The 14,676-nt window shown below is 74.5% G+C and carries 8 protein-coding genes; 7 read left to right on the plus strand and 1 reads right to left on the minus strand.

Annotated features, from left to right (window positions below; all coding sequences use genetic code 11):
• The first annotated feature begins 1 nt into the window (after position 1).
• The 6 genes from O7602_RS10390 (at position 2) to O7602_RS10415 (ending at position 7,762) form a co-directional block, all read left to right on the plus strand.
• Positions 2-1,336: an MmgE/PrpD family protein gene (locus O7602_RS10390; RefSeq protein WP_281588228.1), complete on the plus strand. Its 1,335-nt coding sequence runs from the start codon at positions 2-4 to the stop codon at positions 1,334-1,336.
• Between the two features lie 9 nt (positions 1,337-1,345).
• Positions 1,346-1,990 carry an aspartate/glutamate racemase family protein gene (locus tag O7602_RS10395; RefSeq protein WP_281588230.1) on the plus strand — a complete coding sequence of 215 codons (645 nt, stop codon included), beginning with the start codon at positions 1,346-1,348 and terminating at the stop codon, positions 1,988-1,990.
• Positions 1,987-3,384, plus strand: a complete 1,398-nt coding sequence (locus O7602_RS10400; RefSeq protein WP_281588232.1) for an FAD-binding protein — start codon at positions 1,987-1,989, stop codon at positions 3,382-3,384. The genes O7602_RS10395 and O7602_RS10400 overlap by 4 nt, the downstream gene beginning before the upstream one ends.
• Entirely contained in the window at positions 3,381-4,850 is a 1,470-nt protein-coding gene (locus O7602_RS10405) for a dihydroorotase family protein (protein WP_281588233.1), read from the plus strand. The genes O7602_RS10400 and O7602_RS10405 overlap by 4 nt, the downstream gene beginning before the upstream one ends.
• A gap of 2 nt (positions 4,851-4,852) precedes the next feature.
• Entirely contained in the window at positions 4,853-6,058 is a 1,206-nt protein-coding gene (locus O7602_RS10410) for a CoA transferase (RefSeq protein WP_281588235.1), read from the plus strand.
• Positions 6,059-6,175: 117 nt separating this feature from the next.
• Positions 6,176-7,762: a tannase/feruloyl esterase family alpha/beta hydrolase gene (locus tag O7602_RS10415; protein ID WP_281588236.1), complete on the plus strand. Its 1,587-nt coding sequence runs from the start codon at positions 6,176-6,178 to the stop codon at positions 7,760-7,762.
• A 47-nt stretch (positions 7,763-7,809) separates the two neighbouring features.
• Here the strand turns inward: O7602_RS10415 and O7602_RS10420 are convergent, their stop codons facing one another.
• Positions 7,810-8,328: a hypothetical protein gene (locus O7602_RS10420; RefSeq protein ID WP_281590241.1), complete on the minus strand. Its 519-nt coding sequence runs from the start codon at positions 8,326-8,328 to the stop codon at positions 7,810-7,812.
• A 1,091-nt stretch (positions 8,329-9,419) separates the two neighbouring features.
• Here O7602_RS10420 and O7602_RS10425 point away from each other — a divergent pair.
• Entirely contained in the window at positions 9,420-14,657 is a 5,238-nt protein-coding gene (locus O7602_RS10425; RefSeq protein ID WP_281588238.1) for a non-ribosomal peptide synthetase, read from the plus strand.
• Positions 14,658-14,676 lie beyond the last annotated feature (19 nt).

Consider the following 14,676-nt stretch of genomic DNA (forward strand, 5'->3'; position numbering starts at 1 on the left):
CGTGACGTCCACCGTGGCGGCCGTGGCCCGGCTCGGCGCCTGGACCGCCGGGCTGCGCTGGGCCGACGTCCCGGACGCCGCCCGCGACCAGCTCGGGCTGGTGCTGCTCGACTCGCTCGGCGTGACGGCGGTCGGCGCCCGGCAGGCCGAGCAGCGGGCGCTGGCCGCGGCGTGGCGGCCCGGCCCCGGGCCGGCGCCGCTCGTGGGCGGCGGCGCGACCACCACCGTGGAGGCCGCCGCCTGGCTCAACGCGACGGCGATGGCCCGGCTCGAACTCGACGAGGGACACAAGTACGCCAAGGGCCATCCGGCGGCGCACGGGCTGCCCGCGGTGCTCGCGCTCGCCGCCGACCTCGGCGCCCCCGGTCCGGAGACGATGACGGCGCTGCTCGCGGCCTACGAGGTGGCGGCCCGGTTCGGCCGGGCCACCAACCTGCGGTCCGGGCTGCATCCGCACGGCAGTTGGGGCGTCGCGGGCGCGGCGGCCGGCTGCGCGCGACTGCTCGGTCTGTCGGGCGAGGGCGTCGCCGCGGCGATCGACGCGGGCGCCGGCCTGCCGGTGGCCGGTCACTTCGCCAGCGCGCTCGACGGCAACCCGGTCCGGGACGCCTGGCTGGGCGCGTCCAACCTGTCCGGGCTGGCGGCGGCGCGGATGGCCGCCGCCGGTGTCGCCCGCAACACCGGCACGCCCGCGGTGTCGCTCGGTGACGTGCTCGGCCGGTTCGACCCGGCGCCGCTCACCGACGGGCTCGGCACGCGCTGGGACGTGCGGCTCGGCTATTTCAAACGGCACGCGGCGTGCTCGTTCACCCACCCGGCCGCCGACGCGGCCCTGCTGCTGCGCGCCGACGGGCTGGCCCTCGACACCGTCGAGGAGATCCTGGTCGAAACGCATTCGCTGGCCGGCGGACTGGCCCGGACGACCTGGGACAGCCGGCTGGCCGCGCTCTTCTCGACGCCGTTCGTGGTGGCCGCCGCGCTTGTGCACGGCGCCGTCGACCCGGCGGTCTCCGCCGAGGGCCGGCGCGACGACCCGCGGGTACGCGAGCTGGCCGGCAGGGTGGTGCTCCGGGTGGCCCCCGACCTCGACGCGCGGCTGCCCGACGAGCGGGCGGCCCGGGTGACCGTGCGCCGCGTCGGCGCGCCGCCCCGGGTGATCGAGGTGCCCAACCCGGTCGGCGACGCGGCCCACCACCCGATGGCCGAGGGTGACGTGCTCGCGTTGCTCGGCCGCCTGCTCGACGCCGACACCGTCGGGATCGTGCGCGAGGTCGCCGCCGGCCTGGCCGGCAGCGCCGACGTCGGGCCCGACCTGCGCCGGCTCGCCGAGATCTAGGAGAAGACCGTGCGGATCTACGCCGTGACCCCGATCCACGTCGACGCCGAGGAACTGGCCCGCCGGCAGGCGCGCTACGCCGCGCTCGCGCCGCCCGGCGTCGAGGTCGTGCTGCACGACCTCGGGCCGGACGCGCCGCGCGCCCTGGACACCGACGCGCAGGTACGCCGGAGTGAGGAACTCGTCGTCGCCGCGCTGCGCGGCGCGCCGGCCGGATTCGACGCGCTGCTGCCGGACTGCGTCCTCGACCCGGGTGTCGCGGACCTCGCCGGCACCCTGCCGGTGCCGGTCCTCGGGTTGCTCCGGCTCAGCCTCGGGTGGGCGGTGCTGACCGGCCGCCGGTGCGCGGCGGTGGCCCGCAACCGGGCGATCGCCGACGAGATGGTGGCCCGGGCCCGGGTCTACGGCTGGTCGGCCGACCTGCTCGGGGTCGAGGTGCTGGACCTGGACGTGCACGCGATCGCCGACACCGCCCGCTGGGCGGACGCGCTGGGCGGGGTCGTCGCGACGATGGCCGCGGACGGCGCGCGTACCGTGATCAACGGCTGCTCGGCGGTGGACGTGCCGGCCGGCGTCACCCTGCCGGCCCGGGTGGTGGATCCGACCGCGCTGGCGCTGCGGCTGATCGCCGCGGGGGAGGTGACTCCCTCATGACCGGGCCCGACCTCGTGGTGGCCGGCGCCGGCGGCGGCCTGGTGGCCGCCCTGCGCGCCGCGCAGCTCGGCCTCGACGTGCTGGTGGTGGAGGCCAGCGAGCACTTCCGCCGGGGCAACAACACCTCGATGTCGACCGCGATGATCCCGGGCGCCGGCTCGCGGTGGCAGCGGGCGGCCGGGATCGACGACTCGGCCGAGCGGTTCGCCGCGGACGTCGCAGGCAAGACCAAGGGCCAGGGCGACCAGCGGCTCGCCCGCGCGCTCGGCGCGGTGAGCGCGGAGCTGGTCGAGTGGCTGACCGACCACGTCGGGCTGGAGCTGTCCCTGGTCACCGACTTCCACTACCCGGGCCACTCGGTCGACCGCTGCCACACCGTCGAGGGCCGGCACGGCACCGTCCTGCTCGACCACCTGGTCCAGCGGGTGAGCCGGGCCGACATCGACCTGCTGGTGCCGGCCCGCCTGGTCGACGTGCTGGTGGACGACGACGGGGTGTCCGCCGCCGTGGTCGAGCGGCCGGACGGCACCCGGGAGGAGATCCCGACCCGGGCGGTGCTGCTGGCCACCAACGGCTACGGCGCGGACCGGGCGCTCGTCGCCGAGCACCTGCCGGAGATCGCCCGGGCGGTCTACCACGGCAGCGAGACGTCCCGCGGCGACGCGCTGCGGATCGGGGCCGCGCTCGGCGCGCAGAGCGCCTTCCTCGACGCCTACCAGGGGCACGCCGCGCTCTCGGCGAGCGCCGCGACGCTGGTCGGCTGGGCGACCGTGATGCACGGCGGCTTCCTGCTGGACGCCACCGGCCGGCGGTTCGGGGACGAGACCACCGGCTACTCCGAGTACGCCGCCGCGCTCGCGGCCCGCCCGGACGCGGCCGGCTGGCTGGTGCTCGACCGTCGGATCCACGACGCCTGCCTGGCGTTCACCGACTTCCGGCAGAGCGTGGAGTCCGGCGCGCTGCGGGAGGCCGCCGACGCCGCCGCCCTGGCGTCGGTGACCGGGCTGCCGGCCGAGGCGGTGGACGCGGAACTCGCCGAGACCGCCGCGGTGGCCCGGGGCGAGCGCGCCGACCGGTTCGGCCGCGCCTTCTTCGCGGCCCCGCTGGAGCCGCCGTACCTCGTCGCCCGGGTGGTGCCGGCGCTCTTCCACACCCAGGGCGGCCTGGTGGTCGACGAGCACGCCCGGGTGCTGCGCGCGGACGGCGGGCCGATCCCCGGGCTGTACGCCTCGGGCGGCGCCGCGGCCGGCATCTCCGGTCACGGCGCGGCCGGTTACCTCGCCGGCAACGGCCTGCTGCCCGCGCTCGGCCTCGCCTACCTCGCGGCGAACCACGTCGCGGCCACCGGGCAGTCCCGCACCACGCAAGCCCGAACCACGGAAGGAAGCGCATGAAACCGCTGGAGACTTTGATCAAGAACGTCACCGTGGTACGCCCCGACGCCGGCTCGCCGGACGGCGACCGGCTCGACATCGGCGTCGCCGGTGGCAAGGTGGTGCGGTTGGCGGCGGACATCCCGGCCGACGAGGCGCAGGTCGTGGTGGACGGTCGCGGCCGGTTCGCGTACCCGGGCGCGGTCGACGCGCACCAGCACTGGGGCATCTACAACCCGCTGGCCGAGGACACCGCCACGGAGAGCCGCGCCAGCGCGCAGGGCGGCGTCACCACCGGGCTCACCTACATGCGGACCGGGCAGTACTACCTCAACCGGGGCGGCTCGTACGCGGAGTTCTTCCCGCACGTGCTCGCCGCGTCGGAGGGCCGGTCGTTCATCGACTACGGTTTCCACCTCGCGCCGATGATGCGGGAGCACATCGACGAGATCCCGTCGATCGTGGAGAACTTCGGCGTCACCTCCTTCAAGATCTTCATGTTCTACGGCAGCCACGGGCTGCACGGGCGCTCCGCCGACCAGAGTTCGTTCCTGATGATCCCGCCGGACGAGCGCTACGACCTCGCGCACTTCGAGTTCGTGATGCGCGGCGTGCAGGCGGCGCGGGAGAAGCTGACCGAGGCCGCGCCGCACGTGTCGCTGTCGCTGCACTGCGAGACCGCCGAGATCATGACCGCCTACACCAGGCTGGTCGAGCAGGACGCGTCGCTGTCCGGCCTCGCCGCCTACAGCGCGTCGCGACCGCCGCACTCGGAGGGGCTCGCGGTGTCGATCGCGGCGTTCCTGGCCGACGAGACCGGCCTGCCCAACATCAACCTGCTGCACCTGTCCTCGCGCAAGGCGCTGCGGGCCGCGATGCTGATGGCGAAGACGTTCCCGCACGTCGACTTCCGCCGTGAGGTGACCATCGGGCACCTGCTGGCCGACGTGGACACCGCGCACGGTCTGGGCGGCAAGGTGAACCCGCCGCTGCGCCCGCGGGAGGACGTGGAGGCGCTCTGGGAGTACGTGCTCGACGGCAGCGTCGACTGGGTGGTCAGCGACCACGCGTGCTGCAAGGACGAGATGAAGTTCGGCGACCCGCGCGACGACGTCTTCGCCGCGAAGTCCGGCTTCGGCGGCGCCGAGTACCTGGTGCCCGGCCTGGTCTCCGAGGGGCGCAAGCGAGGGCTGTCGCACCAGCGGATCGCGCAGCTGATCGCCTGGAACCCGGCCCGCCGCTACGGCCTGCCCGGCAAGGGCACCATCGGGGTCGGCTTCGACGCCGACCTGTGCCTGGTGGAGAACGCCAGCTGGACCGTGCGCGCGGCCGACTCGGCGTCCACCCAGGAGTACACGCCGTTCGAGGGCTTCGAGATCGGCGCCCGGGTCACCGACACCTGGGTCCGGGGGCGGCGCGTGCTCGACGCCGGCAACGTCGTCGGCACGCCGAGCGGCCGTTACGTCCACCGTCCGTACCAGGGGTGACCATGTCCGACGGAACCGACGGGCCGCTCGTCGGCCTGCGCGTGCTCGACGTGTCGACGATCCTGGCCGGTCCGCTCGTGGCGCAGGTGCTCGGCGACTTCGGCGCCGAGGTGATCAAGATCGAACACCCGGGTCGCGGCGACGGCATGCGCGGGCACGGGCTGGCCAAGGACGACCAGCCGCTGTGGTGGAAGATGATCGCCCGCAACAAGCGGACGGTCGGGCTCTATCTCGGCGACCCGGCCGGAGCGGAGATCTTCCGGAAGCTCGCGGCCACCGCCGACGTGGTGATCGAGAACTTCCGGCCCGGCACGCTGGAGCGCTGGGGGCTCGGCTACGACGTGCTCTCCGCCGACAACCCGGGCCTGGTCCTGCTGCGGGTCACCGGCTTCGGCCAGTCCGGCCCGTACGCGGCGCGGCCGGCGTTCGGCACGCTCGTCGAGTCGATGAGCGGGTTCGCCCACCTGACCGGCGAGCCGGACGGCCCGCCGACGCTGCCGGCGTTCGGCCTGGCTGACTCGATCGCCGGCATGGCGGGTGCGGCGGCGGTCTCGATGGCGCTGTTCCAGCGGTCGAAGGACGGTCGCGGGCAGGAGATCGACCTCGACCTGCTCAGCCCGATCATGACCGCGGTCGGGCCGGGCGTGATCTACGCCGACCAGCTCGGCATCGACCAGCAGCGCACCGGCAACCGGTCGGCGAACAACGCGCCGCGCAACACCTACCGCACCGCCGACGGGCACTGGGTGGCCGTCTCCACGAGCGCCGGCAGTATCGCCCGGCGGGTGCTGACGCTCGTCGGCCACCCCGAGGTGATCGACGAACCCTGGTTCGCCACCGGACGCCAGCGGGCCCAGCACGCCGACCTGCTCGACGGTTACGTGGGGGAGTGGATCGGGGCGCGGACCCGCGACGAGGTGCTGCGCGAGTTCGCGGAGGCGGGGGCCGCGGTGGGTCCGGTCTACAAGCCGAGCGAGCTGCTCGACGACCCGCAGGTGCGGGCGCTGGAGCTGGTGACCACCGTGGACGACCCGGACCTGGGTCCGATCCGGATGCAGAACGCGCTGTGGCGGATGAGCCGCACACCGGGCCGGATCCGGTTCACCGGGCGGGCGTTGGGCGCCGACACCGACGCGGTGCTCGGCGACGAGCTGGGTCTGTCCCCGGCGGAGCTGGCGGCCCTGCGGGAGCGTGGCGTGCTCGGCTAGTTCCGCTGAGCGGAACGACGGGGCTCGATATTGACAGCAGGTATTACCAGCTCTAGCGTCATCTCCCCGGCCGTGGTCGGCAAGCCACGTTCCGCTCAGCGAAACACTGGAGGCATCGTGCTCCACAGGTTACGTCTCCGCACCGGACTGGCCGTCGTCGCCGGCCTCGTCGTCGCCGGTTCCCCCGGCCCCGCCCTCGCGCACGGCAAGCCCAACCCCCGACCCGACTGCTCCGCCGTCGCCGCCGGCAAGCTCAGTCGCGCCGTCGGCCAGCCGACGACCGTCACCTCCGCCACCACCGGCGCCACCGCGGCCGGCACGTCCTACTGCGACGTGCGGGCCGGCATCACGGTCCGCGCCCACGACCGCAGCACCTCGGTCGTCCAGCTCCGCCTCCAGGTGCCAACAGACTGGAACCGCCGCTACGTCCAACTGGGCGGCGGCGGCTTCTGCGGCAGCATCCCCACCGCCGGCACGTCCGGCGACGGCACCGTCGACCTCGGCTACGCGGTCGCTTCCGACGACACCGGGCACGTCGGCGGCGGCTCGGACGCCTCGTTCGCGTACGACGACACCGCCGCCCAGAACACCTGGGGCTACCTGTCCGAGCACCTGACCGCGCTGGCGGCCAAGGCGATCCTCAAGGCGGTGACCCGGCAGACGACCGCGTACGCCTACTTCGTCGGCTGCTCGACCGGCGGCCGGCAGGCCCTCATCGAGGCGCAGCGCTGGCCCGGCGACTTCGACGGGATCGTGGCCGGCGCGCCGGCCAACCGGCAGAACTACCTCGCGCCCCTCTCCCAGGGGACACGCGAGTTGCAGAACCGGGACGCCGACTTCCGGCAGATCGTCGACGCGTCCGCGGCGGCGGTGCTGGCCCGGGGCGTGCTGGCGGCCTGCGACGGGGTGGTCCGCGACGGTGTGGTCGACGACCCGCGTACCTGCCGGTTCGACCCGGCGACGCTGCTCTGCCCGGGCGGCACGGCCGCGCCGGACTGCCTCAGCGCCGCCCAGGTCGCGGTGGCGCGGAAGTGGTACGACAGTCCCCGCGACGAGCGGGGTCGCGAGCTCTACCCGGGCGGGCTGCCGCTCGGCTCCGAGGGCGGCTGGGTCGGCGCCGACATCAGCACCTCGCCGACCGGGCTCAGCGGCGGTGGCGCGTACGCCGAGCAGGTCCTGCGCTACCTGGCGTTCCCGACCGATCCGGGGCCGACCTACTCGCTGCGGGACTTCGACCCGAGCCGGGACGCGGCCCGCCTGGCCGCGATGGCGAAGGTCTACAACGCCGACACCACGAACCTCGACGCGTTCCGCCGGGCGGGCGGCAAGTTGATGCTCTACCACGGCCTGGCCGACCCGCTGATCACCCCGTTCGGCACCATCCAGTACTACGAGGACGTGGTGCGGCGGTACGGCTCACTGGCCCGGACGCAGCAGTTCGCCCGGCTGTACCTGCTGCCCGGCGTCTACCACTGCGCCGGCGGTCCCGGTCCGGACCGGGTCGACTGGCTCGGCGCGATCCGCGCCTGGACCGAGCGGGGCCGGGCGCCGGCCTCGGTGCTGGCCGGCAAGGTGAGCGGCGGCGTGACCACGATGGAACGGCCGGTGTACGCGTACCCGCTGCGGGCCCGCTACGACGGCAGCGGCGACCCGAACGCGGCGGCCAACTGGCGGCCGGCGCCCGGCCCGCGCGGCCGGCGCTGACCGCTACCGCGGGGCCCGTGCGTCGCGCGCGGGCCCCGCGGCCGGTCTCAGGACAGGAGCAGGAACGTCGGCACCGCGATCAGGGCGCCGACGAGCGCGCCGGCCACCACCTGGCCGGTCGTGTGGTCACCCAGTCGGACCCGGGACCAGCCCACCAGGGCGACGAGCGCCAGCGCGGGGAGCAGCGCCGGCCCGAGCACGACGACGAGCACGGCCGTCGAACCGGCGACCACCGCGGCGTGCGCGCTGAGCTTCCACACCTGGTTGACCGCGGTGACGACGAGCAGCACCGCGAACATCACCACGACCATGGCGACGAGCGGCGCGGGCGCGCCGGCCACCACGAGCAGGGCGAGACCGACCAGGACGGAGAACATGCCGTAGACGAGCGGCATGCGGCGCTGCTCGCGTACCCCGATGTGGTGGTCGGTCAGCCGGCCCCGGCGGACGCCGACCCAGATGACGGCGTACGGGACGACGGAGCAGAACAGGACGGCGAGCAGGGCCCAGCCGAGACCGGCCGCGACGGCGGGCGCGGTGCTGTGCACCGCGATGACAAGCGGCATCACGGCCGCGAGAACGGCCGGCGCGCAGATCTCGGTGACGGCCCGGGCCACTCGGGCGGAGGCGGGGGCGGGCACGTGACGGGTCTACCTTCCGGACGGCTGCGGGCGTGGTGGGCGCGGCGGCGGACGCGGCGCCCGCGACGACCGTAGCGGTCAACGGTGACGAGATCGCACGGGCGACCTCGTCACCTGGTCGGTGGCGCCGAGGTCGTCGGTGGCCGGTCGCAAGCCGGGCCCGGCGCAGCAGGGCCGACGGCTGGACCGTGATCCGTCTACGCCCTCAGGTTCGTAGGCGCTCACGGGCGATCCCGCCGGCACCGAAGACGCGTCGGACACCCATACCGTTCCACCCATCGCGGGTGCCGGGCGCGGGCGGGGCTGGGCGCGCGGGCGGGGGCGGCCGTCGCCGGGGGATCGCGGGGGCGGCGTTCCTGAGCGCCGTGCGACACGCCGAACGCGAAGAATTTTTTCGTCGGGCGAGCGTGCCGTCGTCGCGGCCGGGGGCCGACGCCGCCCGCGTCGTCCGCATCCCGCCGCTCAACTGGTGCAACGTTGAAAACTTGACCCCGAATAGGGCTCCGTCATTAGCGCCCGGACCCGCCCGATCGGCCTCCTGATCATCCGCTTCCCGACAGCCGAGAGTTTGCGGAATGGCTGTCGGGCGTTGCAGAATGAGTGCTGTCCGCAGATGTCGGGGGATCCACTGCGGTTGACGAACTTAAGGATCGTAAAGGTCTTGGGGGAGTGGGTAGATGATCTCTGCGGTGTGGTCGTAGCGGGGTAAATCCCGACACTTGGTGACACAACACAGTGTGTGACCTGGCCACTTTCTAGATCAACCTGACCGGCGGAATGAGTTGCTCGTGTGGCATTTCCGCTTCGCCACACCTTCTGCCTAATGGTGAATGGGCGGCATTGGGCTTCGACGGCCCGGCTGAATGGTGCGCCGTGCTGCCCTGTCGGATCGTGAACAAGCCCGTCGCCTGCCAGTTTCCAGCCGAGGGGAATTTGAATTGCGACAGCTAGCGAACTGCGTCCAGAATGAATACGCTGCGTCGTTTTCCCAGCATCGTATGTGGTTCCTGGATCGGTTGGACTCAGGCCACGGCACCGCGTACGTCACGACCCCGATGTGGCGGGTGCACGGCCCGCTCGACCGGGCGCGACTCCAGGCCGCGCTCGACACGGTGGTCGCCCGGCACGACGTGCTGCGCGCGGTCTTCCTGGAACGCGACGGCACGCCCCGGGTCGTCCTGACCCCGTCGGTCGACCTCACCATCGACTGGCGGGACGCCACCTCGGCCGACGAGATCGCCCGGCAGGCCGGCGCCGAGGCCGAGCGGCCGTTCGACCTGACCACCGGTCCGCTGCTGCGGGTGGTCGCCTGGCGGCTCACCGACACCGAGCACGTGCTGCTGGCCGCGACGCACCACATCGTCTCCGACGGCTGGTCGGTGGGCCTCCTGGCCCGCGAGCTGGCCACCGCGTACGCCGGGGAACCGCTGCCCGACCTGCCCGTCCGGTACGTCGACTTCGCCCAGACGCAGCGTCGGGAACTCGACGGTGACCGGCTCGCCGCCGACCTGGACCACTGGCGGCGCCAGCTCGCCGGCCTGCCCGCGCTGACCCTGCCCACCGACCGGCCGCGCCCGGAGCATCCCTCCCACGCGGCGGCGACGACCGAGTTCGTCCTCGGCCCGGACCTGGTGGCCGGGCTGCACCGGCTCGGCCGGGAGCACGGCGTCACGCTCTACATGACGCTGCTGGCCGCCTTCCAGGTGCTGCTGTCCCGGTGGAGCGGGCAGCGTGACTTCGGCATCGGCTCGCCGGTGGCCGGCCGGAACTCCCCGGAGGTGGAGAACCTCATCGGCCTGTTCGTCAACACCGTGGTCCTGCGGGCCCGCCTGGCCGGCGACCCGACCTTCGCCGAACTGCTCGCCCGGGTCCGCGATGACGCCCTCGACGCCCTCGACCACCAGGAGGTCCCGTACGAACGGGTGGTCCAGGAGCTGCGCCCCGACCGGCCGGACACCGACTCGCTCATCGACGCCTGGTTCGCCATGCAGAACGTGCCCGGCGACGGCCCGTCGGCCGGCCCGCTGCGCTTCACCGACTTCGAGGTCGACCGGCCGAAGGCGCTGTTCGCGGTGTCGCTGTTCGCCCAGCCTCGCGGCGACGAACTGGCGATGACAGTCGTCTACCGCTCGGACCTGTTCGACGCGGCGACCGTCGACCGCCTGGCGCGGCGGTGCCGGGAGTTGCTGGCGGCCGTGGTGGCCGATCCGGGGATCCGGGTCGGTGCGGTGGAGCTGCCGGCGGACGAGACGGCGGTGCTGCGACGGTTCGGCGCGGCCGAGGTGACCGGCCGGGTGGTCGACCCGGTGGCAGCCCTCACCGACCGGGTCCGGCGGGACGGTGCCGCCGCTGCCGCCCTGACCGGCGACGCGACGGTCAGCTACGCGGAGCTGAACGCGCGGGCCAACCGGGTCGCGTGGTGGCTGCGGGAGCGGGGGGTGAGGCCGGAGAGTCCGGTCGGGATCCGGTTGCCGCGCGGGGTGGACATGCTCGCCGCCGTGCTCGGGGTGCTGAAGGCCGGCGGGGCGTACGTGCCGCTGGACCCGGCCTGGCCGGCCGAGCGCGTCGACGTCGTCCGCGCCGACGCCGGCCTCGACATCCTGCTCGACGGGCCGCTGCCGGACGGTGGCCGGGAGGACGACCCGGCGGTGGCGGTGGATCCGGCGCAGTTGGCGTACGTGATCTACACGTCGGGGTCGACGGGTCGGCCGAAGGGGGTCGGGGTGTCGCGGGGGGCGATGGCGGCGCACGTGTCGCGGATGCGGCGGCGGTTCGGGCTGGGTCCGGCCGACCGGGTGTTGCAGTTCGCCGCGCTGGCGTTCGACGCCTCGATCGACCAGATCTTCCCGGCGCTGTCCTGTGGCGCGGCGCTGGTGCTGCCCGAACACGGCCTCGTCGCGCCCGCCACGCTGCTGCCGCTGCTGGACCGGCACGGCGTCACGCTCGTCAACCTGCCGCCGGCGTACTTCGGCGAGCTGGTCGCCGAACTGACCGAGCGGGGCGGGACCGTGCCGCGCGCGCTGCGGACGGTGGTGCTCGGCGGTGACGTCGTCCGACCCGCCGACGTGGACCGCTTCGGCACGTGCTGCCCCGACGTGGCGGTGCTCAACGCGTACGGGCCGACCGAGACCACCGTCACCACGACGGTCGCCGAGGTCCCGTGCGGCCTCAGCGGCGCCGTGCCGATCGGCCGCGCCCTCGCCGACCGCGACCTGTACGTGCTCGACGCCGCGCTGCGCGACGTGCCGGTGGGCGCGGTGGGTGAGCTGTTCGTCGGCGGCACGCAGCTCGCGCGCGGCTATCTGGGCCGCCCGGGGCTGACCGGCGAGCGGTTCGTGCCGGACCCGTACGGGCGGACACCCGGCGGCCGGTTGTACCGGACCGGGGACCTGGTGCGGTGGCGGCCGGACGGGCAGGTGGAGTTCCACGGCCGGGCCGACGGCCAGGTGAAGGTGCGCGGGTTCCGGGTCGAGGTCGGTGAGGTCGAGGCCCGGCTGCGGGAGCACCCGGGCGTGCGGGACGCGGTGGTGGTCGCCTGGCAGGACCGGCTGGTGGCCTACCTGACCGGCGACGGCGTCACCGGCGCGCAGGTGCGGGAGCGGCTGGCCGAACGGCTGCCGGAGTTCATGGTGCCGGCCGTGGTGGTGGTGCTCGACGAGTTGCCGCGCACCGTCGGCGGCAAGGTCGACCGGGGCCGGCTGCCCGACCCGGAGGGACACCGCCCGGAGGTGACCGACGGCTTCGCCGAGCCGCGCACCCCGACCGAGGAGACGATCGCGGACGTGTGGCGGCAGGTGCTGCGGGTCGACCGGATCGGCGTCCACGACAACTTCTTCGACCTGGGCGGCCACTCGCTGCTCGCCACGCTCGCGGTGGCCCGGCTGGTGAAGGCGCTCGACCGGCCGGTCGACGTCCGGTCCTTCTTCGCCCACCCGACCATCGCCGAGTTCGCCGCCGCCCTGCCACCGGCCGCCGCCGGCCCCGGCCCCGAGCCCGCGCCCGCGATCACCCGGCTGCGCCGCAGCGGCGACTTCCCGCTCTCCTTCGCCCAGGAACGGATGTGGTTCCTCAACCGGCTGGAGCCGGACGCGCCCGACTACATGGCGGCGCTGGCCTGGCGGGTGGACGGGCCGCTCGACCGGGGTCGGCTCGACCGGGCCCTGCGGCAGCTCGTCGACCGGCACGAGTCGCTGCGGACCACCTTCCCGGTGGTCGACACGGCCCCGACGCAGCGGGTCGCCGCCGCCGGCGAGGTGGCCGCCGACTGGCACGACGTGACCGCGGAGACCGACCCGTACGCCACCGCCGTGGCCCGGGCCGGGGCGGAGCTGCACCGCCCGTTCGACCTGGCCGCCGGCCCGCTGTTCCGGGCCCTGGTCTGGCGGCTCGGGCCGGCGGACCACCTGCTGGTGCTGGCCATGCACCACATCGTCTCGGACGGCTGGTCGATGGGCGTGCTGGTGCGCGAGCTGGGCGCCGCGTACGCCGGCGAGGCCCTGCCGGAGCTGCCGGTGCAGTACGCCGACTACGCCGGCTGGCAGCGTCGGGAACTCACCGGTGACCGACTCGCCACCGAGCTGGGGCACTGGCGCGAACGGCTGGCCGACCTGCCGGCGCTCGAACTGCCTACCGACCGTCCCCGGCCCGCCCACCCCTCCTGGGCCGGCGCGACCCACGAGTTCACCCTGGACCCCGAGCTGGTGGCCGGGCTGGAACGGCTGGGCCGCCGGCACGGCGCGACGCTCTACATGACGCTGCTGGCGGCGTTCCAGGCGCTGTTGTCCCGGTGGACCGGGCAGCACGACTTCGGCGTCGGGGTGCCGGTGGCCGGACGTACCCGGCCCGAGGTGGAGAACGTCATCGGGTTCTTCGTCAACACCCTCGTCATGCGCGCCGACACCGGCGGCGACCCGACCTTCGCCGAGTTGCTGGGCCGGGTGCGGGACCGGGCGCTCGACGCCTACCAGTACCAGGAGCTGCCCTTCGAGCGGGTGGTGGAGGAGCTACGGCCGGACCGGGAGTCGGGCCGGTCCCCGCTGTTCCAGGTCATGTTCGACCTGGAGGCGCGGGCGATCGCCGCGCCCCGGCTCGGCGCCGCCCGGCTGCGTCCCGCCGAGATCCCGTTCGACGTGACCAAGTTCGACCTGATGGTCACGTTCACCACCGAACCCGGCGCGGCCGGCGGGTTCGTGCAGTACCGCACGGACCTGTTCGACGCGGCCACCATCGACCGGCTGGTGCGGCGGGGTCAGGAACTGCTCGCCGCGGTGGCCGCCGCGCCGGACACCCGGCTCGGCACGACCGCGCTGCCGGCCGACGAGACCGCCCTGCTGCGGCGCTTCGGCGCGGCCGAGACGCCCGGCCGGGTGACCGACCCGGTGGTGGCGTTCGAGGGCCGGGCCCGCCGGGATCCGGGCGCGCTCGCCGCGATCGCCGCCGACGGCGTGCTGTCGTACGCGGAGCTGAACGCGCGGGCCAACCGGGTCGCGTGGTGGCTGCGGGCGCGGGGCGTGCGGGCGGAGACGCCGGTGGTGGTCCGCCTGCCGCGCGGGGTGGAGATGCTCGCCGCCGTGCTCGGGGTGCTGAAGGCCGGCGGGGCGTACGTGCCCGTCGACCCAACGTGGCCGGCCGAGCGGGCCGACCTGGTCACCGCCGACGTGGGCGCGTCCGTGGTGCTGGACGGGCCGCTGCCGGACGGTGGCCGGGAGGACGACCCGGCGGTGGCGGTGGATCCGGCGCAGTTGGCGTACGTGATCTACACGTCGGGGTCGACGGGTCGGCCGAAGGGGGTCGGGGTGTCGCGGGGGGCGATGGCGGCGCACGTGTCGCGGATGCGGCGGCGGTTCGGGCTGGGTCCGGCCGACCGGGTGTTGCAGTTCGCCGCGCTGGCGTTCGACGCCTCGATCGAGCAGATCTTCCCGGCGCTGTCCTGCGGCGCGGCGCTGGTGCTGCCCGAGCACGGGCTGGTCGCGCCGGCCCAGATCGTCGCCGACGTGGAACGCCACCGGGTGACCGTGATGGAGGTGGTCCCCGGCTACCTCACCGAGCTGATCGCCGAGGTCACCGGCGACGGCACCACCGCGCCCACCTGGAGTCCGGCCCGGCTGCGGCTGCTGGTGCTCGGCGGGGACGCGGTCCGCCCCGCGGACCTGGCGTGGTGGCGCCGGCACCACCCGGACGTGTCAGAGGGTGGTTCGGTAGCTTTCGTCCATTGTGGGTTCGGCCCGGCATGTGAAGGTGAGCCGTGGTCGTAACCGGTGACGTGGTGGCCGC

The organism is Micromonospora sp. WMMD1128 (assembly GCF_027497235.1).
Taxonomy (GTDB): domain Bacteria; phylum Actinomycetota; class Actinomycetes; order Mycobacteriales; family Micromonosporaceae; genus Micromonospora.